This is a genomic window from Williamsia deligens, assembly GCF_024171765.1.
Taxonomy (GTDB): domain Bacteria; phylum Actinomycetota; class Actinomycetes; order Mycobacteriales; family Mycobacteriaceae; genus Williamsia_A; species Williamsia_A deligens.
Genome location: NZ_JAMTCI010000001.1, coordinates 2,132,637 through 2,157,413, shown reverse-complemented (window position 1 = coordinate 2,157,413; position 24,777 = coordinate 2,132,637). Strand labels below are relative to the sequence as shown.

Here is a 24,777-nt window from a genome sequence, read left to right as displayed (position 1 = left end):
ACTCGGGCGCGCCGGGGTCACGCACGACGACTCAGAGCGCCTGGTCGAGGTCGCCGAGGAGGTCGTTGACACTCTCGAGTCCGACGGACAACCGGACGACGCTGTCGGACAGGCCGATCGCGGCACGCCCGTCGGGTCCCATCGCGCGGTGCGTGGTGGTCGCGGGGTGGGTGATCAGCGACTTCGCGTCGCCGAGGTTGTTGGAGATGTCGATGACGCGCAGGGCGTCGAGCACCTCGAAGGCCCGCAGCTTGCCGGACACGTCGTCGCGGTCGTTCAGTTCGAAGGTGACCACGGTGCCACCTCCCGACATCTGTGAGGTGGCCAGCTCGTACTGCGGATGTGACTGCAGGAACGGGTACTTCACCCACTTCACCCGGGGGTCGTCCTCCAGGAACTGCGCTACGCGCAGCGCCGACGCCACGGACGCCTCCACCCGCAACCGCAGGGTCTCCAGGCCCTTGAGCAGCGTCCAGGCCGAGAACGGGCTCATCGCGGGACCGGTGTGCCGCATCAGCTTCTGCACCGGTTCCTCGATGTACTCCTTCGGCCCGAGCACCGCACCGCCCATCACGCGGCCCTGGCCGTCGATGTGCTTGGTGCCGGAGTAGACGACGACGTCGGCACCGAGGTCCAGGCTGCGTTGCAACAGCGGCGTCGCGAAGACGTTGTCCAGCACGACCTTCGCACCCGCGGCGTGCGCGAGTTCGGAAACCCGGCGGACGTCGACGAGGGACTGCATCGGGTTCGACGGGGTCTCGAAGAACACCGCCGTGGTCGGCACCGACAGCGCCTGTTCCCACTGCTCGAGGTCCTCACCGTCGACGAAGACGGTCTCGACCCCCCACCGCGGCAGGATCTCGTTGCACACCACGAAGCACGACCCGAACAGGCTGCGCGATGCGACGAGTCGGTCGCCCGCGCCGAGCAACGCACCGAGGGAGACGAACACGGCCGCCATCCCACTGGCGGTGGCGAAGCACGCTTCGGCGCCCTCGAGCAGCCGCAGCCGCTCCTGGAACATCGCGACCGTCGGGTTGCCGTACCGCGAGTAGACGAACCGCTCGTCCTCACCGGTGAACGCGCGTTCGGCGGCGGCGGCACTGTCGTAGACGTACCCCGAGTTGAGGAACATCGCCTCGGAGGTCTCGTCGAACCCCGACCGCATGAGTCCTCCACGGACGCCGATGGTGTCGGGGGCGACGCCCTCGGGGAGCTCGCGCCAGGTCGGGATCACGACTGGCGCCAGGGCAGCCCCTGGGCCTTCCAGCCCGCCGCTCCGCGGTGGCCGTCGGCGTCGAGGCCGCCCTCGAACCCCTCGGCGATGTTGTAGGCGCGGCCCACACCGTCGGAGGTCGCCGACTCGGCCGCACCGATGGAGCGCTGGCCGGACCGGCAGAGGAACAGCACGGTGGTGTCGTCGGTGACGCCGGCCTCCCGGAGCTGCTCGACGAACCGCGGGTTGCGGCTGCCGCCGGGGAAGCCGACCCACTCGACGAGGACGGTGCGCTTGCCGAGCGAGGAGAGGTCGGGGATGCCGACGTAGTTCCACTCGGCCTGCGTACGCACGTCGACGAGGACCGCGTCGGGGTCCTCGGAGAGAAGATCCCAGGCCTGCTGGACGGACAGATCACCTGCGTAGGTCACGTTTCCCAGAATCCCACACCGCGCGGACGACCGGCGGATCGGGCGCCGGTCGCCGGCGCCGCGACGGGCATCAGGGAGCGCCGACCCCGCACACCTTCCAGGAGTCGGCGTCCTTGACCAACGGCACCGACTGCGTCGTCAGCTGCGGGGTCTTCTCGTACCGCCAGGTCATCGACGCGGTCGCGGTGGTCCCGCTGACGGCGATGTCGGCGATCGTCGTGACCATGATCTTGCCGTTGCGGTCCCGCGAGGTCTGCGCGCTCGAGCGGAAGGCCTCGTCGGTGGGGAACGACCCACCGTCGACCACGCGGCTGCACGTCGCATCGCGGAACGCGGTGTAGTTCAGCGCGTTCTTGGCCGTGTAGTAGTCGTTGATCGCGTGCTGGACGGCCGCGTTGTCGGGCAGGCGGTCGTCGGCCGGGCGGAGCAGCTGCGACGCGACGATCGCGCCGATGACGACCGCGACGATCACCACAGCGATCACGAACGGCCAGGCCGCACGCCATCCGGGGTCGCTGTCGGGGGCGGGCTCCGGCCTCGAGCCGTCGGTCGTCGTCATGGCCGCGATTGTAGGTCGACGCCCACCACGGTCCCCGATGCCGGATTTGCCCGTCCGGGCTGCTCGATGCCACCCTGGAAAGTGAGTGGAGCCTAACCTCACTTCGCACCGCCACCCGACCACGGAGGATCCCGATGCATCGTCGCCTGGCCACGGCAGCCGCCGCTGCCGTTCTCGTCACGGGCCTCGTGGCCTGCTCGGCGCCCGCCGAGGACTCCCCCGCCGGGTCGAGCTCGGCCGCCGCCGAACAGGGCGCACTGCCGGTCACCATCGAGCACAACTACGGGTCGACCACCATCGACACGACGCCGTCGCGGATCGCGACGCTCGGTCCGGGTGACAGCGACATCCTGTTGAAGCTCGGGATCGTGCCGACGACGATGGCGCCGTTCTACGACCCCACGAACCGCTCGGTGACCACACCGTGGAACTCCGACCTGCTCGAGGGCGCGAACCCGACGGTCCTCACCAACGCCACCTCCGACCTCGCGGGCGAGGTGACCAAGGTGCTCGCGTCGAACCCGCAGCTGATCGTCGCGGTGAACAACGCCGTGACCCGCCCCGTGTACGACAACCTCGCCAAGGTCGCCGGGACGATCGTGCGCGAGAAGCAGTACGACGACTGGCAGGTGCCGTGGCAGGCGGCGACCACCGAGGTCGGCAAAGCCGTCGGCAAGCCCGCCGAGACCGCGCGCATAGTCGCCGAGACCGAGAAGCGCTTCACCGACGCCAAGGCGGCGAACCCGCAGATCGTCGGCCGCACAAGTGCCGTCGTGATCGGGTCCGAGGCGGGCGGGGTCTACATCTACGGACCCGGGGACGGCCGCGGACAGATGCTGACCAACCTGGGCATGGAGTTCCCGGCGTCGCTGCAGTCGGCCATCACCGACGGCTTCTACGGCTCCATCTCCGACGAGAACCTGACCCTGCTCAACGGTCTCGACAAGCTGGTGGTCGTGGACTACGCGGGCGCCACGGACAAGCTGAAGGCCAACCCGGCGTTCGCCGCCCTCGACATCGTCAAGCGCGGGGACGTCGTCTACGTCGACCAGGGCCTCGGCAGCGCGATGTCGGTGCCGACCGTGCTGACGATCCCCTACGTGCTGGACAGGCTCGTCCCGCAGCTCGCCCGCTGACCTCGGGTTACCCCGCTCACGGAATTGGCACTTGTCCACGCGGGACGCCTACCGTGGAGGGTCGATCGTGTTGACGCCTCTGCCGGCCGAGAAGAAGGTGTACCAGTCATGAGTACGCAGGACCGCCCGTTGCGGGTCGCCATCGTGGGCGCCGGACCGGCCGGCATCTACGCCGCCGATGCACTGATGAAGTCCGACACCGCCTCCGAGCGTGGCGTGAGCATCGACCTGTACGAGCGGATGCCCGCACCGTTCGGCCTCATCCGCTACGGCGTCGCGCCGGACCACCCGCGCATCAAGGGCATCATCACCGCGCTGCACAAGGTGCTCGACAAGCCGCAGGTCCGCCTGCTCGGCAACGTCGACTACGGCACCGACATCACCCTCGAGGACCTGCGGTCGCTCTACGACGCGGTCATCTTCTCCACCGGCGCCACCGACGACCGTCTGATGGACGTCCCCGGTGTCGACCTCGACGGCTCCTACGGCGCCGCGCAGTTCGTCGCCTGGTACGACGGCCACCCCGACTTCTCCCGCACCTGGCCGCTGGAGGCCGAGAAGGTCGCGGTCATCGGCGTCGGCAACGTCGCCCTCGACGTGGCCCGCGTCCTGGCCAAGACCGGCGACGAGCTGCTGCCCACCGAGATCCCGCCGAACGTCTACGAGGGCCTCAAGGCGAACAAGGCCGTCGAGGTGCACGTGTTCGGTCGTCGCGGACCGGCGCAGGCGAAGTTCACGCCGCTGGAGCTCAAGGAGCTCGACCACTCGCCGACCATCGAGGTCGTCGTCGACCCCGAGGACATCGACTACGACGAGGGCTCCGCCGTGGCCCGTCGCGGTTCGAAGATCACCGACCAGGTCGCGACGATCATCGAGAACTACGCCATCCGCGACGCGGGGGACCGCCCGCATAAGCTGTTCCTGCACTTCTTCGAGTCGCCGGTGGAGATCCTCGGCGAGGACGGCAAGGTCGTCGGACTGCGCACCGAGCGCACCCAGCTCGACGGCACCGGCAACGTCAAGCCGACCGGGAAGTTCACCGACTGGGAGGTCGGCGCGGTCTACCGCGCGGTGGGCTACCTGTCGGACAACCTGCCCGCCATCCCGTTCGACGAGCAGGCCGGCGTGATCCCCAACGAGGCGGGTCGCATCTTCGACGAGGGCCGGCACCTGACCGGTCTGTACACGACCGGCTGGGTCAAGCGCGGTCCGATCGGTCTCATCGGCCACACCAAGGGCGACGCGAACGAGACCGTCGAGTGCATCCTGAACGACATGAAGGACGGGCTCCTCAACGAGCCCACCTCCCCCGGTGAGGACGACGCCGTCGCCCTGCTGGAGAGCCGCAGCGTCCCGTTCACCACGTGGGACGGCTGGTACCGCCTCGACGAGCACGAGCGGAAGCTGGGCGAGGCCGAGGGCCGCGAGCGCGTGAAGGTCGTCGAGCGCGAGGACATGCTGGCCGCCGCCGAGCCGGACAAGGTCCAGCGCTGAGCTGACGCTCCACCTCCAGGGTTCCGCTCCACCTGCAGGGTTCTCGCTCCACATACGAAAGGACGCTCCGGATGTATCCGGAGCGTCCTTCGGTATGTGGAGCGGCTGGAGGCCTGAACCCGTCAGAGCCTGTCGAGGGTGAAGTAGTAGCCGTAGTTGTCCAGAAGGTCCTCGCGGTTGTCGGAGATCGCGTAGCCGCTGATGGACGACGGGAAGCATCCCGGCTGCGTGGTCCGGATCTGCAGCGTCTTGCCGGGCCCGAGGGTCGAGGCGAAGCGCTTCTGGCCCTGGATCTCCTGCAGCGTGACGTTGCGCATCGTGAAGGTGTCGCTGGTGTTCGTCACGGTCATCTGCCGGACCAACGTCGGGATGAAGTTGGTCTTGTCGCAGAACACGACGCCGGTGACGCGCAGGTTCGGCGGTGTGGCGGCGTTGGCGGGAGCGGCGGCGACACCAGCGGTGGCGGCGATGGCGGCAGCGGCCAGGGTTCCGGCGGCGGCGCGGCGGAGTACACGACTCGACATCTCGAACTCACTTCCTCGTGATCGATCGGTGGGGGCGGTGTCGGGGGTCACACCGCACTGACCACTTCATCGCATTTGCCCGCGGTTCGTTACCGAATGTCACCGAATCGTGAAGTAAGGGTATCCTTCCCTCTGATGTCCTCGTCCACCGTCTCCTCGCCCGGGGTCGCGCGAGCGCGGAGCCGAACCGAGGCCGTCCCGCCGCGACGACGCCGTCCGTTGCTGTGGGTGGCCGCGGGCCTCGTACTGCTCCTGGTGGCCGCCGCGGCGTCGGTCGCTCTCGGGTCGCGGGCGCTGGGTCTCGGTGAGGTGTGGGACGCCCTGGTGTCGGGGACGGGCTCGAGCGACGTCGTCGGCATTGTCCGCGATCTCCGGGTGCCCCGGACCGTTCTCGGGATCATGGTCGGCCTGGCGATGGGCGCCGCCGGCGCCCTGACCCAGGCCCACACCCGCAACCCCCTCGCCGACCCGGGACTGCTCGGGGTGAACGCCGGCGCCGCGTGCGCGGTCGTGATCGGCGTCTACACCCTGGGGATCGGGACCCCGATCGAGTACATGGGCTTCGGGCTCGTCGGCGCACTGCTCGCGGCCACCGCGGTGTTCGGGGCGTCCGCCGCCACACGCGGCGCCTCCCCGATCACGTTGGTGCTGGCGGGAACCGGACTGTCGGCCCTGCTGCTCGCCATCACCTCGGGCATCGTCCTCGTCGACACCGCATCACTGGACGCCTGGCGTTTCTGGAACGTCGGATCGATCGTCGGCCGCGGCGCCGACGTCATCGGAGCGTCGGCGCCGTTCATCGTCGTCGGCCTGGTCCTGGCCGTCGGCAGCGGCTTCTTCGTCAACGTCCTGGCGCTCGGCGAGGACATGAGTCGCGCGCTCGGGTCCCGCGTCGCGACGGTGCGGGTGGTCGGCATCCTCGCGATCACCGTCCTGTCCGGGGCGGCCACGGCGGCGTGCGGGCCGATCGTCTTCCTGGGCCTCGTGGCGCCGCATCTCGCGCGGGCGGTCGTCGGGTCCGACTACCGGTGGGTCGTCCCGGCCTCAGCCCTCGTCGGCGCCATCCTGCTGCTCGTGTCCGACGTCCTCGGTCGGCTCGTCGCCCGCCCCGGCGAGATCCAGGTCGGCATCGTCCTGGCCGTCGTCGGCGCCCCAATGCTCATCCACCTGGTCCGCTCGCGTCGTCTGGCGTCGGTGTGACCGCCACCGCGGTCGCCGACGTCCGCCCCACGTCGACCCCGCCGGTCCGACGCCGCCGCGTGGTGCGGGTGGGGCCGGTCGCCGTCGTCGTCCGGCCGCGTCTGCTCATCGCGTCGGCCGCGTCGGTGGTCCTCACCCTGACCGTCCTCGTGGTGGGGCTCGGTGTCGGCGACTTCCCGCTGGGACCCGCCGACGTCATCCACATCCTGCTGGGCGGGGGCACCCGGGTGGAGAACGTCGTCGTGTTCGACGTCGGGCTTCCCCGGGTGGTCCTCGCGATCCTCGTCGGGCTCGGCCTGGGACTGTCGGGCGCTCTCACGCAGACCGTCGCCCGCAACCCGCTGGCCACCCCCGACATCCTCGGCATCACCGCCGGCGCGAGTGCCGCCGCGGTCGTCACCATCGCGTTCGGATCCACCTGGGGCGCATGGCTGTCCGGCGTCGGCCTCCCGGTCGCCGCGCTGCTCGGCGGTCTCCTCGGGGCGGTCCTCATGTACGCGCTCGCATGGCGGGGCGGCATCGACCCGTTCCGTCTCGTGCTGGTCGGCGTCGCGCTCACCTGGGTCTTCCAGGCCATCGTGTCCTTCGGGCTGACCCGTGCCCAGATCAACGACGTCGCGCGCGCCCAGCGCTGGCTCGTCGGATCCGTCTCCGCCGCCACGTGGACCTCGGTGGCCGGCCTCGCCGGCGCCCTCGTCGTCGGGCTGGTGGTGGTCGCCTCGATCGCCCGCGGCCTGTCGTTGCTGTCGCTCGGCGACGATCTCGCCCGCGGGCTCGGGGTCCGCGCCGACGCTGTCGGGGTGATCGCGCTCCTCGTCGCCGTCGTCGTCTCGGCACTCACCGTCGCCGCAGCGGGACCGGTCGCCTTCGTCGCGCTGCTCGCCCCACAGATCGCGCAGCGACTCGGCGGCACACCGTCCCCGCCGCCCGTGCTGTCCGGGCTGTTCGGCGCGGTGCTCGTGTCCGGCGCGGATCTGCTGTGCCGCAGCGTGCTGCCCGGCGGACTGGCCGTCGGTGTGGTGACCGCCGCCATCGGTGGACCGTTCCTGATCTACCTGATGATCGCCGTGTCCCGGAAGGCATCCGCATGAGCCGCCTGACCGTCCACGACCTCACCGTCGGCTACGACGACCGCGTCGTCCTCGACGGGCTGTCGCTCGACATCCCCGACGACGTCGTCACCACCATCGTGGGACCCAACGGGTGCGGCAAGTCGACGCTGCTCCGCTCGATGTCGCGGCTGCTGCGGCCGCGCGCCGGGGTGGTGCGGCTCGACGGGACCGACATCGCCGACCGTCGCCCCCGCGACCTCGCCCAGGTGATGGGGATGCTGCCGCAGGACCCCGTCGCCCCGTCGGGGCTGTCCGTCGTCGAGCTGATCGAACGGGGGCGCCACCCGCACCAGCGGTGGTTCCGACAGGCATCTCCCGAGGACGACGCCGCGGTGGACCGGGCGATGGAACTCACCGGCATCACCGACCTCGCAGATCGTCCGGTCGACGCCCTGTCGGGCGGGCAGCGTCGGCGGGTGTGGATCGCGCTCGTCCTCGCCCAGGAGACCGAGGTCCTCCTGCTCGACGAGCCGACCACCTTCCTCGACCTCGCCCATGCGATCGACGTCCTCGACCTCGTGCGGACGCTGAGCTCCGAGCACGGGAAGACCGTCGTGACGGTCCTGCACGACCTGAATCTCGCTGTGCGGTACAGCGATCACATCGTCGTCATGTGCGACGGCGCCGTGCTCGCCCAGGGACCGCCCGACGACGTCATCACCCCGGACCTGCTCGAGAGCGCGTTCGGACTGCGGTCGATGGTGGTGCGCGACCCCGTCACCGACGGCCCCCTGGTGGTCCCCCTCGGCCGCTGACCGACTGCGGTCGGCGGGGACGGGTCAGAGCGCGACCGCCCCGATCAGCCACGATCCCGAGGCGAACAGCGACGCGGTGAGTTCGATCCCGATCGCGACGAGCGCGGCCCGCGCAGCCGCCATCGCCCCGCGACCCGCCGCGCGCGGATCCCGTCGGATGGTCCACTCCGACGCAGCTGCACCGAGCAGGAACCCGAGCGGCAGCCCGATCACCGGGACGACGAAGAACCCCACGATGCCGACGAGACCACCGATGACGATGGTGCGGTCGGCGATGCCGGATCGCCGCAAGCTCGACCCGGCGACGACGTACTTCAGGCCCATCGCACCGACGATCAGCACGGCCGCGACCGCGACGACGGCCCACGCCCATCCCCCGACGACGACGGCCCACACGACGATCGCACCGAGCACCAGCGACGGACCGGGCAGCAACGGCACCACCGTGCCGACCAGACCGACGGCGATCACCAGCGCGACGAGGAGATCACCCCACAGCGGCATCTACTTCTCCAGCCCGATGCCGCGCCCGGTGTCCGCGCGGTCCCCGGCGGGCCGATCGCCGCCGGGGCCGTCCGCGCCGGTCGGTTCGGCTGTGCCGGCCCGTCCGACGTCGTCCCTGTCGGTCTCGACGGGATCGGTGTCGGCCTCGTCGTCGCGGGCGGCCGCCGCGGTGTCGAAGATCGCCGTCGACGGTGACACGGCGTCCGCGTCCGGGGTGATGGCCGGTTCCTCACCGGTGACCGGGACAGCAGACCGGTCGTCGCCCGCGGGTTCGGGGCGGACGCTGCGTTCCCGGAAGCGGTCGGTGGTGGGCCCGGAGGGCTCGGCGGGGCTCGCCGCCGGGGCCTGCGGTCGGATCGGACCGCCCAGCGGTCCGCGGTCGGGTGCTGTGCTGACCGGCCGTACCGCGGCCGCGGCGTCACGTGCACGCCGACGCGCCTCGACGACGTCGTCGGCGGTCGCCACCACCACACCCATCCGGCGACGCGTGTAGCTCTCGGGCTTGCCGAACAGGCGGATGTCGGTCTCCGGCACCGCGAGTGCCGCGGCGACGTTCTCGAACGCGATGGCGGGCTCGTCGAGTCCGCCGTAGATGACCGCGGACGCACCCGGGCTCGCCAGCGTGACGTCGACGGGCAACCCGAGGATCGCCCGTGCGTGCATCTCGAACTCCGAGAGTCGTTGCGTCCCCAGGGTCACCAGGCCGGTGTCGTGGGGCCGAGGGCTGACCTCGCTGAAATAGACGTCCTCACCCTTGACGAACATCTCCACGCCGAACACCCCGCGGCCACCGAGACCACCGTCGCCCAGGGCCGTCGCGATGCGGGCGGCGATCGACATCGCCGCTCCGTGCGCGACCGGGCTCATCGCCTGCGGCTGCCAGCTCTCGACGTAGTCGCCGCGCTCCTGCCGGTGCCCGATGGGCGCACAGAAGTGGGTCGTCAGCCGGCCGGTCGAGGGATCGACGGCACGCACGGTGAGCAGGGTGATCTCGTAGTCGAAGTCGACGAATCCCTCGACGATGACCCGTCCGCCCGCCACCCGGGCGCCGGAGACGGCGGTGTCCCAGGCGGTCTGGATGTCCTCGGGTCCGCGAAGCGTGGACTGCCCCTTCCCCGACGACGACATCACCGGCTTGACCAGGCAGGGGAACCCGACGCGGCGGGTCGCCTCGGTGAGTTGCTCGACGGAGTCGGCGAAGGCGTAGGCCGACGTCGGCAGTCCGAGCTGCTCGTCGGCGAGACGCCGGATGCCCTCACGGTTCATCGTCAGCGCCGTCGCCCGCGCGGTCGGGATCACCTCGGTGATCCCCCGCCGCTCCGCCTCCTCGAGGGCGCTCGTCGCGATGGCCTCGATCTCGGGGACGACGTAATGCGGGCGCTGGTCGACGATGAGCGCGAGCAGCGCGTCGGGGTCGGTCATGTCCATGACGAAGCCGTGATGGGCGACCTGGTGTCCCGGTGCGTTGTGATAGCGGTCGACCGCGATGACCTCGACCCCGAGGCGCTGGAACGCGATCACCACCTCCTTGCCGAGCTCACCCGCGCCCAGGAGCATCACGCGCGTCGCCGACGGCGACAGCGGCGTCCCGATCCGCGCCGGACCCGCAACGGTGCGGCCCACCGGCGGTCGCGCCGGAGCGGGTGGGCGGGGCCCCGGACGGGGTGGCACGGGATGGCCCGGCCCGGGGCGGGCACCGACCGGCGGGCCGGGCGGAACCGGGGTGCCGGGGCGCGGCGGGGGCACAGGACGACCGGGGGCTCCGGGCGGTCCGGGCGGGATCGGACGCCCCACCGGCGGCCGGGGACGCGGCGGGACACCCTGCGGTGGGACACCCTGCTGGGGGCGCGGCTCGCCGACCGGCGCGGGACCGGGACGCTCGGGGCTCGAGGAACTCTCAGGGGTCACGGGGCGCTCCTCGGGAGGGGTCATCGGCGCTCAACCGATCTGGGCGTCGACGTAGCACCAGCGCCACGTCTCACCGGGTTCGGCGGAGCGCATCACCGGATGCTGCGACGACTTGTGATGTGCGGTGGCGTGGCGACGGGGGCTGGAATCACAGCAACCGACGTAGCCGCAGCTCAGGCACTGCCGGAGATGGGCCCAGTGTTGCTCGCCCTCCTCGGCGCACCCCTGGCACAGCCGTTCGGCGTCGACGTCGCCGGAGGACACCGGGGCATCCCGCAGATGGGTGCACAGCCCGTCGTCGTCGGGTCGTGGCTCGATGTCGCGGTCACCGATGAGTCGATGCCGCACAGATCTCCTGATGGAACGCACGTCGTCATTCTCCCGTATCCGCGACGCCACGGGCCCACCGGACGACACGGGGCGGGGCCGGTCACATGTGCGTTCTGCATACAAGCCCGTAGGGTGAGACATATCAGGCGTGGTCGATCCCAGAACAAGGCGATCTCGTACGACTCCGCCACCGATGCAGACCTGGAGATTGACATGAGTGAGACCACCAGCCTGCGGCTCGACGATCAACTGTGCTTCGCGCTCTACTCGGCGTCCGCGACCATAGTCCGCGCGTACCGCCCCATGCTCGAGAAGATCGGGCTGACCTACCCGCAGTTCCTGGTCATGGTCGTGCTCTGGGAGGACGACGACATCTCGGTCGGCACCCTGGCCGAACGGCTCGACCTCCCCGCGAACGGTCTGGCCCCCGTCCTCGACCGTCTGGTGAAGGCCGGACTCGTCGAGCGTCACCGTGACCCGTCCGACCGCCGGGTGCACCGCATGCGCCTCACCGCGGCCGGTCGCGACCTGGAGTTCGACGGCAGTCGCATCGCCGGCGCGGTCGCCTGCCGCACCCGCCTGTCGACGGACGCGATCACCGAGCTGCGCAGCAGCATCCAGCAGCTGACGAACGCCATGCACGACGACTCGCCGCTCCCCGGCGCCGAGCCCGCTCCGCTCAACGGCACCGGGGTCTAGACACTCACACCTCCCGCCGCACGCGCGACGACGTATTCTCGTCCCGCCGTCCCGCTCCGTGTCGAGAGGTCACCGTGGATGCCTCCCTGATCGTCGTCGCCGTCATCGCGCTCGGCGTCGCGGCGTTGGCACGTCGGTACCAGTTGCCCTCGCCGCTGATCCTGGTGGTCATCGGGCTCGGCGTCAGCTTCATCCCGCGGGTCCCGACGCTGGCGCTCGACCCCGACGTCGTCCTGTTCGTGATCCTCCCGCCGCTGCTGTACTCGGCCGCGCAGGACAGTTCGTATGTGGCGTTGCGGCGCAACGCCCGCGCCATCGGACTGCTCGCCGTCGCCCTGCCGCTCGCCAGTGCCGCGGCGGTGGGATTCGTCGCCTACTGGACCCTGCCGCAGCTGCCGCTCGCCGCCGCCCTGGTCCTCGGGGCGATCGTCGCGCCGCCGGATGCCGTGTCCGCCACGGCGATCGGCCGTCGTCTCGGCCTGCCGCGACGGATCACGACGCTGCTCGGCGGGGAGAGTCTCCTCAACGACGCGACCGCCCTGACCGCGTACCGTCTGGCGCTCGGCGCCGCCGCCGGTGCCACCACCACCGCGTGGGGCGGGATCGTCCTGTTCCTGGTGGCCGCGATCGGCGGGGTGGTCGTCGGACTCGTCTTCGGCGTGGTCGTCTCCCGGATCCGCCTGTGGCTCACCGATCCCCCGATGGAGACCGCGGTCGGGATCGTCATCCCGTTCGCCGCCTACTTCGTCGCCGAGGAGGTCCACGCCTCCGGTGTGATCGCCGTCGTCGTGGTCGGTCTCTACCTCGGCCAGCGCTCGGCCCGGGACGGGTACGCGACGCGCCTGCAGGACAACGCGGTGTGGAAGTCGATCGACGTGATGCTCGAGTCGTTCGTGTTCCTGCTCATCGGTCTGCAGCTGCCGGAGGTGATCCGGGGCCTGCGGGGCCACTCGCTCGGCGCGATCGTGTGGACCGCGGTCGCCGTCCTCACCACCGTCATCGTCGTACGCATCCTGTGGATGTACCCGGCGACGTACCTCCCACGCATCCTGTCGAGACGGGTACGCGCGAAGGAATCGGCCCCGACCCCGGCGGCGGTGTTCATCGTCTCGTGGTCGGGGATGCGCGGCGTGGTGAGCCTCGCCGCGGCGTTCGGTATCCCGCTCACCACGGACGCGGGGGACCCGTTCCCCGCCCGTGACGAGATCGTCTTCCTCACGTTCGTCGTCGTGGTCGGCACGCTGTTGCTGCAGGGCCTGTCGTTGCCGTGGTTGATCCGGGTGCTCGGCGTCACCGGCGACGAGCGCCGCTCGGACCTGCTCGCGCTGGCCGCCGCGCAGGATCGCGCGGGGCGCGCCGCGGGCGCCCGTCTCGACGAGCTCGCGGCCGACCTCCCCAGGACCGAGGCGATCGATGACCAGGTCCACGTCCTACGGCGGTGGCTGAAGTCCCGCAAGAACCTCGCCTGGGAGGAACTCGGTCGCGGCGAGGAGGAGATCGGCGAGAGCCCGTCGATGGTGTTCAGCCGTCTGCGCACCGAGCTGCTGCAGACCCAGCGGGAGGTGTTCATCGGCGAGCGCGACGCCGGGCGCATCGACGACGAGGTGTTGCGTCGCGTCCTGCGCCAACTCGACCTGGCCGAGGGCCTGTCCGATCGGGGTGCGCGGCGCGCGCAGTCCTGAGCTCGGTGCGTCCCGGGGCGCTCAGCGCGCGACGTGCACCACGGTCTCCTTGGTGCGCCCGCGCAGGGTGACCGTCTCGAGCTGTTCCCAGTGATGGGTCTCGTCGTGGGCCGCCTCCACCGCCGCGCCGCTGGCCAGCGGGTGTGCGGGGTCGCGTTTGGCCAGCTCGGACAGGCGCGCGGACTCGTTGACCGCGTCACCGATGACGGTGTACTCGAACCGCTGGATCGCACCGACGTTGCCGGCGACGACGGTGCCGTATCCGACGCCGATCCCCGCGGACAGCTCGGGCACCTCCTCGGCGAGCCGGGTCGAGATCGCCCGCGCGGAGGCGAGCGCCGCCCCCGCCGCGTCGTCGAGATCGATCGGCGCACCGAACACGGCGAGCACCGCGTCACCCTCGAACTTGTTGACGAGCCCCTGACGCTCTTCCACCTCGGTCACGATGACGGCGAAGAACCGGTTGAGGATCGAGACGACCTCCGACGGTTCGCGCTCGGCCGCCAACGTGGTCGACCCGATCACGTCGACGAACAACACCGCGACGGTGCGTTCGGTGCCGCCGAGCTCGGGGTCGCTGGAGAGGGCGGCCTCGGCCACGTCGCGTCCGACGTGGCGACCGAACAGGTCCTGCAGTCGTTCCCGCTCGCGCAGGCCCTCGACCATCGAGTTGAACCCGGCCTGCAGCTCACCCAGTTCGGTGTCGTCGAAGATGACGACGGAGACGTCGTTGTCGCCCTTGCTGACCTTCGTCATCCCCGACGCGACGTTGCGCACCGGCGCGATGACGTGCGTGGTGTTCAGGACGGTGAGCAGAAGACCGGTGAACAACGCGATGCCGACGAGGACGGTGATGCCGACGAACACGTCGGTCTTGCTGGTCTGGTCCCGGAACAGACCGAAGCCGGCGACGAGGAACATGCCGACGATCGGTATGCCCGACCCCACGGACCAGGAGATGAGCGCGCGTGTGCGCAGCGCTCCCCGTCGGCGCCGGGCCGAGCGCGGGTCGGCGGCGATGATCTGCGCCGCGATCGGTCGCAGCGAGAACTCGCTGAGGAGGTAGGAGATGGCGCAGACGACCGTGCCCGAGAGCCCGACGACGAAGAAGATCTTCGGGATGAGGATCGGCTCGAGAACGCCGTAGCAGATGGTGAACATGATGACCGCGACGATCCAGAACGCGGCCTGCAGCGCGGTCAGCTTCCACGGGATCCACCGGGCCCTGCGGGCCTCCTTGCGCGTCGGCTCCTGGTCGCGGATCGCCCACCGCAACTGGCGGACGATGATCGTCGTCCCGCTCAGGGCGCCGAGCACCAGCGCACCCCCGACGTACACGGGCAGCGCGATGAAGTTGACCCACCAGAACTTCGTGTGGAAGACGCTGGGCTCGGGGATGCCGACGCTCGACAGGACGATCGCGATGATGGCCCCGATCGCGTTCGACAACACGATGGACAGCGTGAGCAGGACCTGGATACGGACGCGTTGCCGGCGGCGCCCCTCGTTCACCGACCCCAGGAGCATCGAGCCGTAGTCGTAGTCGCGACGGATCAGCCGCACGCGTCACCCACTCCGGTCTCGGGGCCCCGGGCGTGTCCCGGGCATGGGAGTGAACCTACCCGGTGGGGGGTTCACTCCCGGGTGATATCCGTCCGGTGCAGCCTCGCGCCGGTGGCGTCGAAGAGCGAGACCGCCATGCGTCCGCCGAGTCCGTCGATCTCGACCTCGCCGAAGTGCTGGAACTCGGGGACGGCCGGGCCGACGTTCGGGGTGGTGGGGGCGTGGACGAACACCTGCTCGACACCGAAGGTGCGGTCGAGCTTCCCGGCCGGGAACGCACCGGCGTGCAGCGGGCCGGACACGAACTCCCAGAAGGGGCGGAAGTCGCCGACGGCGCCGCGGTCGGGGTGGTAGTGGTTCGCCGCTGTGTAGTGCACGTCGGCCGTGAGCCACACGACGTTGCGGACGCCTCGGGTGCGGCGCAGGATCCCTGCGAGTTCGACCTCGCGACCGAGCGGGGACCCGTTGTCGCCCTGGGCAACCGCCTCGTCGGCGCCGGGGTCGCCATAGGTGCTGTCGGGGACGACGATGCCCAGCGGGAGGTCGTTCGCGACGATCTTCCACACCGCGCGCGACGAGTTCAGCCCGTCGACGAGCCATCGGGCCTGTCGGTCCCCGAGGATGTGTCCCCCGGCCGAAGCCCGCGAGTCAGAGTTGGAGTCCTTGTAGGACCGCATGTCGAGCACGAAGATGTCGAGCAGGGGCCCGTAGGACACCTTGCGGTAGACGCGTCCGTCGACAGCGTCGACCGGGGACACCGGCTGCCACTCGTGGAAGGCGCGCAGTGCCCGGGCGGCGAGCACGTCTGCGCGCTTCTCCTGCGTGTAGGCCGGGTTCGCGACGATCTCACCGGGGAACCAGTTGTTGAACGTCTCGTGGTCGTCCCACTGCACCAGCTGCGTCGTCGATGCCGCCAGACGCCGGTAGTTGGCGTCGGTGAGGTTGTAGGAATGATTGCCGCGGAATTCGTCGAGCGTCTGCGCGACAGCTGATTTCGCAGTGCTCATGCGGTTGCGCCAGACCTGTCCGCCCCCGAGGTCGACGGTCTCGGTGAGGGGGTTGTCGGCGTAGATCGTGTCGCCGGAGTGCAGGAACAGGTCGCTGTGGCGGTCGGCGACGGCCCCGAACCCGCGCATGCCGCCCCGCGCCGGATCGATGCCCCATCCCTGTCCCGCGACGTCCCCGGACCACGTCATGCGGATCGTGCCGGGGAGGACCGGTGCGGTGCGGAACGTCCCCGTCAGGGGTGCCGACCGTGTCCCGCGGTCGGATTCGAGGGTCACCCGGTAGTGGACGGTGGCTCCCGGCGGCATGCCAGTGACCCGGACGCGACCGGTGCCGTCGGTGGCCGGCGTGAGCACCGGTCCGACGAATCGTCGCGCCAGGGCGAAGTTCTCGAGCGGTGACGCCTCGACGATCATCCGCGCCGGGGTGTCCGAGCGGGCCCACACCAGGGCGCCGTCGGTGCGCGGGTCGCCGGAGGCGATGCCGTGGGTCAGCGTCGGACGTGCGCGCAGCAGACCCGGTGAGGCGGACGCACGGGAACCGGCGAGCCCCACTGCGGGGACGAGCAGGCCCGCGGTGGCCGAGGCGGTGAGGAAGCTGCGGCGGGACAGGGACATCGCGCGATCGTCGCCCACGGAACCGAACAGCGGGTGAACTCGCGGTGACCCCGGGCTGCGACCCGCCGGTCACCCCTTCTCGCGCAGGGCTCCCCCGATCGCGGACAGTGCCGCCAGCGCCGCCGACAAGCCCCGTCGCGTGTCCGGATCACGAAGGCGCCGCAGCAGCGCCACCGGACCCTCGGGCTTCCCCGTCGCGGCGGCGGTGGCCTCGCTGCGGGCGCGGCGGATCCCGCCGGCGAGACGTTCGGCCTCCGTCGGGTCGAGGTCCCGCAAGCCCCCCGCCAGGGCGATGCCCGCCCGCAGGGTGTCGGCGTCGACCGCGTCGAGAAGAGTCCGCAACAGGGTCGGGTAGGCACGGGCACCACCGGCGAGGGCACGCAGCAGACCGGTGTCGTGCAGCGCCTCGACGAGGTCGTCGAGTTCGTCGCGCGCACCGGTGTCCGGTGGGGTGGGTGGCGTGTAGCCGAGCGACCGGGCCATCAGCGGTTCCTCCTCGTCGTCGTACCGGGGGTGGTCATGCGCGGGCCCCGTCCGGTTCGGGCTCCGGCGGCTGCACGTAGTCGGGACGATCCCACTTGCGGTGGGTCTCGACACCGTGTTGGGGCGTGGGATGCCCGTAGCGGTGATGGGTGCGGGGCAACGGAGGCCCCGACGGACGTTCTTCGACGTCCCGGGCACCCTTGCGGCCGCGGTCGGCGCCGCGTCGCCCGCCACCGCGGACCTCCTGCGGGCCGTCCGCACGTTCGAGGTACACCGCGATCTCCTTGTACGCCGGGGTGTGCGAGTCGGGATCGACCTCGTTCGACGTCAGGGAGTTGATCTCGGCCGCCTGCATGGGCACCCACAGCTGGCCGTCGGCCACCTCCTCCGAGAGCAGGACCCGCGCCGTCAACTCGCCGTGGCGCGACACCAGACGGACCCAGTCGCCGGTGGCGAGGCCCCCGTGGTCCTCGGCGGTGCGCCGGGTCATCTCGATGTAGGTGTCGCCCACGATGTGGGTCAGTCCCGCCGACCGCAGCGTCAGGTTGCCCTCGTGGAAGTGCTCCAGGACGCGGCCGTTGTTGACGTGCAGCGGGTACTCCTCGTCGGGCTTCTCCACGGGCTCGCGGAAGCCGAGCGGGTACAGGCGCGCCCGGCCGTCGTCGAAGTGGAACCCGTCGGTGTAGAGCAGCGGGGTGTCGGTCCCGTCCGCGGCGACGGGCCACTGCTGCGAGGCGTACCCCTCGAGCCGGTCGTAGCGGACACCGGCGAACAACGGTGTCAGATCGGCGATCTCGTCCATGATCTCGCTCGGGTGGGTGTACCCCCACTCGTAGCCCATGTGCGAGGCGATGTCCTGCAGGATCTGCCAGTCCGGCTTGGCCTCGCCGATCGGCTCCATCGCCTTGTAGAGGCGTTGGATCCGACGTTCGGTGCTGGTGAACGTGCCGTCCTTCTCCAGCGACGCGGCGGCCGGCAGGACCACGTCGGCGAACTCGCAGGTGCGGGAGAAGTACAGCTCGGACACGACACAGAACTCGAGGTTCTCCATCGCCTCCTGCACGTAGTGGATGTTCGCGTCGACGAGGGCCAGTTCCTCACCGATCACGATGAGCGCCTTGAGGCGACCCTCGTGGGCGGCGTCGACCATCTCGTGGTTGTCCATACCGGGTTCGGTGGAGAACTCGCGCCCGTAGGCACGCTCGAACTTGGCGCGCGCCTCGTCGTCCTCGATGGACTGATACCCGGTGAAGAACGTGTTGATGGTCCCGAAGTCGCTGCAGCCCTGCACGTTGTTGTGACCGCGCAGGGGGTAGCCGCCTGTCCCGGGCCGGCCGTAGTTGCCCGTCACCAACAGCAGGTTGGAGATGGCCGTGGAGGTGTCGGACCCCATGTGGTGTTGGGTGACCCCCATCGCCCACAGCGCGACGACGGACTCGGCGGTCGCCACCCGCCGGGCGACGTCCGTCAACTCCTCGACGGAGATCCCCGTGCGCTCCTGCGCGTACTCGAGGGTGAACGGCGCCAACGACTCCCGGTACTCGGCGAGTCCGTTGACCTTGTCGTCGAGGAAGTCCTCGTCGGCCCAGCCCTCGTCGAGGATGTGGCGAGCCACCGCCGACAGCCAGATCAGGTCGGTACCCGGGTTGGGCCGGATGAAGACGTCCGCGCGCTTCGCCAGGCCGTGTTCCCGCAGATCGGCGACGATGTGTTGCTGCGCGTTCAGCTTGTGTGCGCGGCGCAGGCGGGCGGCGATGACCGGATGGGAGTCGGAGGTGTTCGACCCGACGACGAGCACCAGCGACGCCCGCTCCATGTCGCTGATCGATCCGGCGTCACCGCCGTAACCGACTGTGCGCCAGAGCCCCTGCGTGGCGGGCGCCTGACAGTATCGGGAGCAGTTGTCGGTGTTGTGCGTCCCGAACACCTGTCGTGCCAGTTTCTGCGTCAGGTACGACTCCTCGTTCGTCGCCTTCGACGATCCGATGACGGCCACCGCGTCCGATCCGTCGCGCTCGATGATCGCGCTCATCCGCTCGGCGATCGTGTCCATCGCCTCCGCCCAGGACACCTCGACGAACCGCGATCCACGCCGGACCAGGGGCCGCGTGAGACGGTCGGGGGCGTTGATGTGGTCCCACCCGAACTTGCCCTTCACGCAGGTCGAGATCGAGTTCGCCGGCCCTTCGTGCTGCGGCTGGATGCGCAGGATCTCGCGCCCTCGGGTCTCGACGTCGAAACTGCACCCGACGCCGCAGTAGGTGCACACGGTCTTGGTCACCGACGTGACGGCCTGTCGTGCCAGCGCCTCCGCGTCCGACAGCGCGTACAGCGGCAGGTAGCCCGTGGTCGGTTCGACACCCTTGACGATGTCGATCGCCGGCGCGCGCGTCTCCTCCGGCCAGCTGGTGAACAGGCCGTGCCGCCCGAGCATCGACTTCTCCATCAGGGCGTTGCACGGGCAGACCGTGACGCAGTGTCCGCAGGACACACAGGACGACTCACCCGCGGGCGAACCCCCGTCCCACAGGACGCGGGGGTTGTCGGCCTCCCAGTCGATCGACAGCGTCTCGGTCACCTGCACGTCCTGGCACGCCTCGACGCACCGCCCGCACAGGATGCACTGGTCGGGGTCGTACCGGTAGAAGGGGTGACTGTCGTCGATCTCGAAGGGCTTGGGCTGGAACGGGTTGCGCTCGTGTGTCAGTCCGGCCGCCTCGACACCCTTCTTCAGCTCGCAGGCGCCGTCGTTGTGATCGCAGATGGTGCAGTACAGGACGTGCTTGCGGATCAACCGCTGCGCGGCCTCCTCGCGCGCGGCGGCGGACTCGCCGTCGGTCCCGATCTCGAGGCCCGCGGTGGTGGGCACCGCGCACGCGCGGACCATCTCACCGTCGACCTCCACGATGCAGGTGTCGCAGGTCTGCAGGGCACCCAGCGCCGGGTGATAGCAGACGCGTGGCCACTTCTGTCCGGCGTCGGCGATCAGCGCCTCGATGACCGGCCGGTCGGCGACGGCCGGTATCACCCGCCCGTCGAGGACGATCTCGACGTCGCGCGGCGGATCGGCGGAGGCGTCCTGGGACAGCGGTCGGAAATCGGGCCGCGGGACGGGCGATTCGGCCCGGACGGGCGGATCGGACGCGTCGGGGACGTCGCGGGACGGGGTGGCATCGGGCACTCTGGAGTCGGGCACGGGGGCTCCCTGCGCTGGCACCGCCGACGGACGATCACACACGATGGGCCACGCGCGAGAACGCCTGCTGCGGTGGGGATCCGCGCGGACTCTGCTCGCCACACGGTGCTGTCGGGTCGCGGCCACGCCGGGCTGGGGCGAGGACGACCTACCTCACTGTGTCACGGCGGGCGTCCCACCGCAGGCGTCTGACGCGCTCAGGCGGGGTGCGGTGCGCAGCCGGTCAGAGGATGTCGCGCCGGACGATGGTCTGGTCGCGGCCCGGGCCGACCCCGATGCACGAGATGTGCGCGCCCGACAACTCCTCGAGACGCAGGACGTAGTCCTGCGCGGTCTGCGGGAGGTCGTCGAAGGTGCGGCATCCGGAGATGTCCTCCCACCACCCCGGCATCTCCTCGTAGATCGGCGTGGCGTGGTGGAAGCCGGTCTGCGTCATCGGCATGTCGTCGACACGTTCGCCGTCGACCTCGTACGCCACGCAGATCGGCACCGTGTCGAGGCTGGAGAGCACGTCGAGCTTGGTCAGGAAGTAGTCGGTGATCCCGTTGACGCGTGTGGCGTAGCGGGCGATGACCGCGTCGAACCACCCGCAGCGACGGGCACGTCCGGTGGTCACACCGACCTCGCCGCCGGTCTTCGCCAGGTAGGCGCCCCACTCGTCGAAGAGCTCCGTCGGGAACGGCCCCGACCCGACACGCGTGGTGTAGGCCTTGAGGATGCCGAGCACGGTGGTGATCCGGGTCGGTCCGATACCCGACCCGACGGCGGCACCACCGGACGTCGGGTTGGACGACGTCACATAGGGATACGTGCCGTGGTCGACGTCGAGCAGAGTGCCCTGCGAGCCCTCGAGGAGCACGGTCTCCCCGCGCTCGAGGGCCTGGTTCAGCAGCAGGCGGGTGTCGGAGATGCGGTGCTTGAAGCCCTCCGCCTGGCCGAGGACCTCCTCGACGACGCGATCGGGCTCGAGGGCACGACGGTTGTAGATCTTCGTGAGGATCTGGTTCTTGAACTCCAGGGCCGCCTCGACCTTCTGGCTGAGGATCTTCTCGTCGAGCACGTCCGCGACGCGGACACCGACCCGCGCGATCTTGTCCTGGTAGCAGGGTCCGATGCCGCGACCGGTGGTGCCGATCCTGTTGTTGCCCAGGAATCGCTCGGTGACCTTGTCGATGGCGACGTGGTACGGCATCAGCAGGTGGGCGTCGGCGGAGAGCAGCAGACCGGTCGTGTCGACGCCTCGGTCCTCGAGACCACCGAGTTCGGTCAGCAGCACCCCGGGGTCGACGACGACTCCGTTGCCGATCACGTTCTTCACTCCGGGCGTGAGGATGCCGGAGGGGATCAGGTGCAGCGCGAACTGCTCACCGTTCGGCAGGACCACGGTGTGGCCGGCGTTGTTGCCACCCTGGTAGCGCACCACCCACTGCAGTTTCTCGCCGAGGAGGTCGGTGGCCTTGCCCTTGCCCTCGTCACCCCATTGCGCGCCGATCAGTACGATCGCAGGCACATCGTGCTCCTTCCGGCACGGGGATCACCCGAACCGTGGGACAACGCTACTGGCTCTGTGCGTCACGGGTCACACTGACTCGCGACGATCGCGCAGACGAACGAGACCGGAGATCGGGCGATGACTGCGCCGACGCCTGCCCGACCCGCCGTACTCGCGGCGGCCGACGCCCATCTGCCTGCGGTTTTCGACGATGACCCGGTGATCAGGACGACGTTGTCACGCGACGACCTCCGGGCCGGGGTGGCCAAGGCCGCGGCTCCCCTCGACGTGGTCCGCCTCGTCGTCGTCGGCGGACCGGATGCCCACGACGCCCTGCTCGCCGGCGTCCTGTCGCGACTGCTGGTCGCCGAGCGACTCGACCTCGAGGTGGCCTATGTGGCCCCGTTCGCGACCCCGGCGACCACGGTCTACGGGCTCCCCCACGGTGACGCGGCGGCAACGCTGGCCGTGGCCGGCGAGGCGCGGTCGGTCCCACTGATCCGGGACGACGCGGCCGTGGTGGTGGTCGGCGAGGCGTCCCACCGCGGCGTCGGGAGCACGTTCACCGGCGAGACCTACGTCGACAGCACCCTGCTGTTCTCCGGGGAGACCCGTGAGGTGCGCATCCGCCCCACCGCCCACGAGCCGGGCGTCGAGGGGGCCGTCGCACGGCGGTTCCGGACGCGATGGGTCCCCGGGAGGGCGGTACAGACCGGCGGCATCGACGTCGTCGTCGAGCGGGACGGCGTCCGGGCGCCGCGCCCTGTCCCCCGCTCGACCGTCTACCGCCACGCCGACGACTGGAAACTGGTGCGTCCGTGAGCACAGCGACGCAGATCGCCCGATCCGTCCGTCCGGGACCGGTGTTCCTCGGCGTGGTCGCGGTGACCGTCGCCGGTGGCGTCGTGCTCGCGAACTCCGACCCCGGTCGCAACACGACGTCGATCGTCGGCGCGCTGATGCTCGTCGTGGGCGGCTGGGTGGTGTCGCTGTGCCTGCACGAGTTCGGTCACGCGGTGACCGCATTCGCCTTCGGTGACGCCAACGCCGAGCTGCGCGGGTACCTCACACTCGACCCGCGGAAGTACGCCCATCCCGGACTGTCGATCACGCTGCCGCTGGTCATCATCCTGTTGGGCGGCATCGGTTTCCCGGGCGGAGCCGTGTACGTGAACATCGCGGCGATGAGCCGGGGACAGCGCACCATCGTGTCCCTCGCCGGACCCGCGGCCAACATCATCCTGGCCGTCGCACTGCTCGCCGCGCTTCGGGCACGGCTCGACTCCATCGACTTCTCGACCATCAACCTGTGGTCGGCGCTCGCGATGCTCGCGTTCCTGCAGATCACCGCCGCGGTGCTGAACCTCCTGCCGGTCCCCGGTCTCGACGGGTACGGCGCGGTGGAGCCGTACCTCTCGCCCCAGACGCGGCGGTCGATGGTCCAGGTGGGCCAGTACGGGTTCCTCATCGTGTTCGTCCTGCTTCTGCTCCCGCCGGTCAATCGCGCCTTCTTCGACGCGATCTACTGGCTCTTCGAGAGGTCCGGCGTGCCGTCGTCGCTCGCGTCCATCGGATACGACCTCGTCATGTTCTGGCGATGACGAACAATGGGCAGTCCGTCTCCGCGCGCATTCTAGGAAACGGGTGCAATTGTTTTGTAAATGCATTCTCCGCACCTTGTCGAACTGTCCGAGATGACCTTTTCGTACAGACGAACTGTTCGACAGTGTCGATCGTTCGGCTGAACGCAAGTCTCTGAGCTGCATCGATCCGCTCGGAGATATCGTTTTGTGATCATCACCGCGTTCCCTTGATCTGTTCGCAATGCTGACTTTTCTTGTTTGTGATGTAGCGGTGTGCTCTACTTCATAACGAGCGTTAAACCGACTCGAACGACCGAAAGCCACCACCCGCCGGCATTCTCCGGGGCCTTGTCACCCCAGTGCATTCCGCTGTCACCGGTCCCTTCGTGGACCGTTGTTGGTCGCCTCAGACCACCGTTTCCCCACTCAGCCCGATCGGGCTGAGAACAACAGAAGGACCATCCATGCGTAAGACACTCATCGGCTCGTTCGCCGCGAGCCTCGCGATCGCCGGCGCGGCCGTCGCACTGACCCCCGCGATCGCCTCGGCGAGCAGCAGCGGCTTCCTCGGTTACGAGGCGTCCATCGTCGACCCGACCGGCGCGTCGCAGTCACTGGACTCACCGTTCGGCAACAAGCTGAAGATCGAATTCGCGCTCCCGCCCACGGAGGCACGTCAGACCTGCTCGCTCACCGTCTACGCCAACGGCAACGACGAGAAGCCGGTCGTGAAGACGACCATCCCGCTTCGGGCCGTCCCCAACACGCCGATCTCCGCGGGGACGAAGACGGTCACCCTGAAGCCGGCCACCTACTACGTGGTCACCCGATGCGAGGACAAGTCCGGCACCTCGAGCGCGAACGCCGAAGACCTCGTCACCATCCAGAACAAGCCCGCCAACGTCCTGTCCGGTACGGCCCGCTGCTACCTGCAGGACAAGGCGAAGTTCGCCAAGCCGACGTCGCTGATCTTCAGCAGCGGCAACACGACGGTCAAGGCACGCCTGAGCACCGCGCCCCGCGACACCGCGAACGCCTCGACCACTTCGGCGTTCACCGCATCGGTGTACTCGACCGCGGACTTCACCGCGAACCTCGGGTGCGGCGGCACCGCATCCAAGCCGGGCAAGGTGCAGCAGTTCGGCCCCTACGCGGCAGGCACCACGGGTATCGCGCTGCAGGGCGACTGACACCCCGACCGCTCGAGCACGACCAGGAGCCGGCATCCCGACGGGGTGTCGGCTCCTGCCGTTCCCACCGCCGGTGCGCGTCTACGGCGACACACCGA

General features: G+C 70.0%; 22 protein-coding genes. 10 read left to right on the top strand and 12 right to left on the bottom strand.

Translation table 11 applies throughout. The features are described 5' to 3' along the window. Window positions 1-31 precede the first annotated feature (31 nt). From LX14_RS10135 to LX14_RS10125, 3 genes are all read right to left on the bottom strand, one after another. Window positions 32-1,237: an O-succinylhomoserine sulfhydrylase gene (locus LX14_RS10135; protein WP_372505304.1), complete on the bottom strand. Its 1,206-nt coding sequence runs from the start codon at window positions 1,235-1,237 to the stop codon at window positions 32-34. Continuing rightward, window positions 1,234-1,647 carry a rhodanese-like domain-containing protein gene (locus tag LX14_RS10130; protein ID WP_253647083.1) on the bottom strand — a complete coding sequence of 138 codons (414 nt, stop codon included), beginning with the start codon at window positions 1,645-1,647 and terminating at the stop codon, window positions 1,234-1,236. The genes LX14_RS10135 and LX14_RS10130 overlap by 4 nt, the downstream gene beginning before the upstream one ends. A 70-nt stretch (window positions 1,648-1,717) precedes the next feature. Then, complete coding sequence (locus tag LX14_RS10125; RefSeq protein ID WP_253647082.1) at window positions 1,718-2,206, bottom strand: Rv0361 family membrane protein; 489 nt, start codon at window positions 2,204-2,206, stop codon at window positions 1,718-1,720. Between the two features lie 134 nt (window positions 2,207-2,340). Between LX14_RS10125 and LX14_RS10120 the strand changes: the two genes are divergently transcribed. Then, window positions 2,341-3,342 (top strand): ABC transporter substrate-binding protein, encoded by a 1,002-nt coding sequence (locus tag LX14_RS10120; RefSeq protein ID WP_253647081.1) that lies wholly within the window; start codon window positions 2,341-2,343, stop codon window positions 3,340-3,342. Window positions 3,343-3,450: 108 nt separating this feature from the next. After that, window positions 3,451-4,836, top strand: coding sequence for an FAD-dependent oxidoreductase (locus LX14_RS10115; protein WP_253647080.1), 1,386 nt, complete (start codon window positions 3,451-3,453; stop codon window positions 4,834-4,836). A 122-nt stretch (window positions 4,837-4,958) separates the two neighbouring features. Here LX14_RS10115 and LX14_RS10110 read toward each other — a convergent pair whose 3' ends face one another. Continuing rightward, the gene (locus tag LX14_RS10110; protein ID WP_253647079.1) at window positions 4,959-5,360 is read right to left on the bottom strand and encodes a hypothetical protein; all 402 of its coding nucleotides are present in this window, start codon (window positions 5,358-5,360) and stop codon (window positions 4,959-4,961) included. Window positions 5,361-5,495: 135 nt separating this feature from the next. Between LX14_RS10110 and LX14_RS10105 the strand changes: the two genes are divergently transcribed. From LX14_RS10105 to LX14_RS10095, 3 genes are read left to right on the top strand one after another with little or no spacing between them, the layout of a single operon-like run. Next, window positions 5,496-6,560, top strand: a complete 1,065-nt coding sequence (locus tag LX14_RS10105) for a FecCD family ABC transporter permease (protein WP_253647078.1) — start codon at window positions 5,496-5,498, stop codon at window positions 6,558-6,560. Between the two features lie 59 nt (window positions 6,561-6,619). Continuing rightward, the gene (locus tag LX14_RS10100; protein WP_253647966.1) at window positions 6,620-7,651 is read left to right on the top strand and encodes a FecCD family ABC transporter permease; all 1,032 of its coding nucleotides are present in this window, start codon (window positions 6,620-6,622) and stop codon (window positions 7,649-7,651) included. Beyond that, window positions 7,648-8,427: an ABC transporter ATP-binding protein gene (locus LX14_RS10095; protein ID WP_253647077.1), complete on the top strand. Its 780-nt coding sequence runs from the start codon at window positions 7,648-7,650 to the stop codon at window positions 8,425-8,427. Before LX14_RS10100 ends, LX14_RS10095 begins: the two co-directional genes overlap by 4 nt. A 24-nt stretch (window positions 8,428-8,451) precedes the next feature. On the opposite strand, the gene LX14_RS10090 is transcribed toward LX14_RS10095, so the two are convergent. The 3 genes from LX14_RS10090 to LX14_RS10080 form a co-directional block, all read right to left on the bottom strand. Beyond that, window positions 8,452-8,931 carry a DUF456 family protein gene (locus tag LX14_RS10090; RefSeq protein WP_253647076.1) on the bottom strand — a complete coding sequence of 160 codons (480 nt, stop codon included), beginning with the start codon at window positions 8,929-8,931 and terminating at the stop codon, window positions 8,452-8,454. Further along, entirely contained in the window at window positions 8,932-10,554 is a 1,623-nt protein-coding gene (gene purT / locus LX14_RS10085) for a formate-dependent phosphoribosylglycinamide formyltransferase (RefSeq protein ID WP_372505302.1), read from the bottom strand. Between the two features lie 315 nt (window positions 10,555-10,869). Next, window positions 10,870-11,130, bottom strand: coding sequence for a UBP-type zinc finger domain-containing protein (locus tag LX14_RS10080; protein WP_253647964.1), 261 nt, complete (start codon window positions 11,128-11,130; stop codon window positions 10,870-10,872). Window positions 11,131-11,382: 252 nt separating this feature from the next. Here LX14_RS10080 and LX14_RS10075 point away from each other — a divergent pair, with 252 nt between their 5' ends. Next, entirely contained in the window at window positions 11,383-11,868 is a 486-nt protein-coding gene (locus LX14_RS10075) for a MarR family winged helix-turn-helix transcriptional regulator (protein ID WP_253647075.1), read from the top strand. A gap of 74 nt (window positions 11,869-11,942) precedes the next feature. Further along, the gene (locus LX14_RS10070) at window positions 11,943-13,550 is read left to right on the top strand and encodes a Na+/H+ antiporter (RefSeq protein WP_253647074.1); all 1,608 of its coding nucleotides are present in this window, start codon (window positions 11,943-11,945) and stop codon (window positions 13,548-13,550) included. 21 nt (window positions 13,551-13,571) lie between these two features. Here LX14_RS10070 and LX14_RS10065 read toward each other — a convergent pair whose 3' ends face one another. From LX14_RS10065 to LX14_RS10045, 5 genes are all read right to left on the bottom strand, one after another. Beyond that, window positions 13,572-15,077 carry an adenylate/guanylate cyclase domain-containing protein gene (locus LX14_RS10065; protein ID WP_253647963.1) on the bottom strand — a complete coding sequence of 502 codons (1,506 nt, stop codon included), beginning with the start codon at window positions 15,075-15,077 and terminating at the stop codon, window positions 13,572-13,574. Window positions 15,078-15,184: 107 nt separating this feature from the next. Continuing rightward, window positions 15,185-16,735, bottom strand: coding sequence for an alkaline phosphatase D family protein (locus tag LX14_RS10060; protein WP_253647073.1), 1,551 nt, complete (start codon window positions 16,733-16,735; stop codon window positions 15,185-15,187). A 69-nt stretch (window positions 16,736-16,804) separates the two neighbouring features. Next, complete coding sequence (locus LX14_RS10055; protein WP_253647072.1) at window positions 16,805-17,218, bottom strand: helical membrane plugin domain-containing protein; 414 nt, start codon at window positions 17,216-17,218, stop codon at window positions 16,805-16,807. Between the two features lie 34 nt (window positions 17,219-17,252). Next, window positions 17,253-20,414, bottom strand: coding sequence for a formate dehydrogenase subunit alpha (gene fdhF / locus LX14_RS10050; protein WP_253647071.1), 3,162 nt, complete (start codon window positions 20,412-20,414; stop codon window positions 17,253-17,255). A 223-nt stretch (window positions 20,415-20,637) separates the two neighbouring features. Continuing rightward, the gene (locus LX14_RS10045) at window positions 20,638-21,924 is read right to left on the bottom strand and encodes an adenylosuccinate synthase (protein ID WP_253647070.1); all 1,287 of its coding nucleotides are present in this window, start codon (window positions 21,922-21,924) and stop codon (window positions 20,638-20,640) included. Between the two features lie 201 nt (window positions 21,925-22,125). On the opposite strand from LX14_RS10045, the gene LX14_RS10040 reads away from it, so the two are divergent. The 3 genes from LX14_RS10040 (at window position 22,126) to LX14_RS10030 (ending at window position 24,679) form a co-directional block, all read left to right on the top strand. Beyond that, a complete protein-coding gene (locus LX14_RS10040; protein WP_253647069.1) occupies window positions 22,126-22,728 on the top strand; it encodes a hypothetical protein in 603 nt (200 codons plus the stop codon). Next, a complete protein-coding gene (locus tag LX14_RS10035) occupies window positions 22,725-23,507 on the top strand; it encodes a site-2 protease family protein (protein ID WP_253647068.1) in 783 nt (260 codons plus the stop codon). Before LX14_RS10040 ends, LX14_RS10035 begins: the two co-directional genes overlap by 4 nt. Before the next feature lie 446 nt (window positions 23,508-23,953). Then, the gene (locus tag LX14_RS10030; RefSeq protein WP_253647067.1) at window positions 23,954-24,679 is read left to right on the top strand and encodes a hypothetical protein; all 726 of its coding nucleotides are present in this window, start codon (window positions 23,954-23,956) and stop codon (window positions 24,677-24,679) included. Window positions 24,680-24,777 lie beyond the last annotated feature (98 nt).

Excerpts from the sequence above, each read along its gene's own strand:
- LX14_RS10125 (WP_253647082.1), bottom strand. The coding sequence starts at position 2,206 with ATGACGACGACCGACGGCTCGAGGCCGGAGCCCGCCCCCGACAGCGAC.
- LX14_RS10120 (WP_253647081.1), top strand. The coding sequence starts at position 2,341 with ATGCATCGTCGCCTGGCCACGGCAGCCGCCGCTGCCGTTCTCGTCACG.
- LX14_RS10115 (WP_253647080.1), top strand. The coding sequence starts at position 3,451 with ATGAGTACGCAGGACCGCCCGTTGCGGGTCGCCATCGTGGGCGCCGGA.
- LX14_RS10110 (WP_253647079.1), bottom strand. The coding sequence starts at position 5,360 with ATGTCGAGTCGTGTACTCCGCCGCGCCGCCGCCGGAACCCTGGCCGCT.
- LX14_RS10105 (WP_253647078.1), top strand. The coding sequence starts at position 5,496 with ATGTCCTCGTCCACCGTCTCCTCGCCCGGGGTCGCGCGAGCGCGGAGC.
- LX14_RS10095 (WP_253647077.1), top strand. The coding sequence starts at position 7,648 with ATGAGCCGCCTGACCGTCCACGACCTCACCGTCGGCTACGACGACCGC.
- LX14_RS10090 (WP_253647076.1), bottom strand. The coding sequence starts at position 8,931 with ATGCCGCTGTGGGGTGATCTCCTCGTCGCGCTGGTGATCGCCGTCGGT.
- LX14_RS10075 (WP_253647075.1), top strand. The coding sequence starts at position 11,383 with ATGAGTGAGACCACCAGCCTGCGGCTCGACGATCAACTGTGCTTCGCG.
- LX14_RS10065 (WP_253647963.1), bottom strand. The coding sequence starts at position 15,077 with ATGCTCCTGGGGTCGGTGAACGAGGGGCGCCGCCGGCAACGCGTCCGT.
- LX14_RS10060 (WP_253647073.1), bottom strand. The coding sequence starts at position 16,735 with ATGTCCCTGTCCCGCCGCAGCTTCCTCACCGCCTCGGCCACCGCGGGC.
- LX14_RS10055 (WP_253647072.1), bottom strand. The coding sequence starts at position 17,218 with ATGGCCCGGTCGCTCGGCTACACGCCACCCACCCCACCGGACACCGGT.
- LX14_RS10030 (WP_253647067.1), top strand. The coding sequence starts at position 23,954 with ATGCGTAAGACACTCATCGGCTCGTTCGCCGCGAGCCTCGCGATCGCC.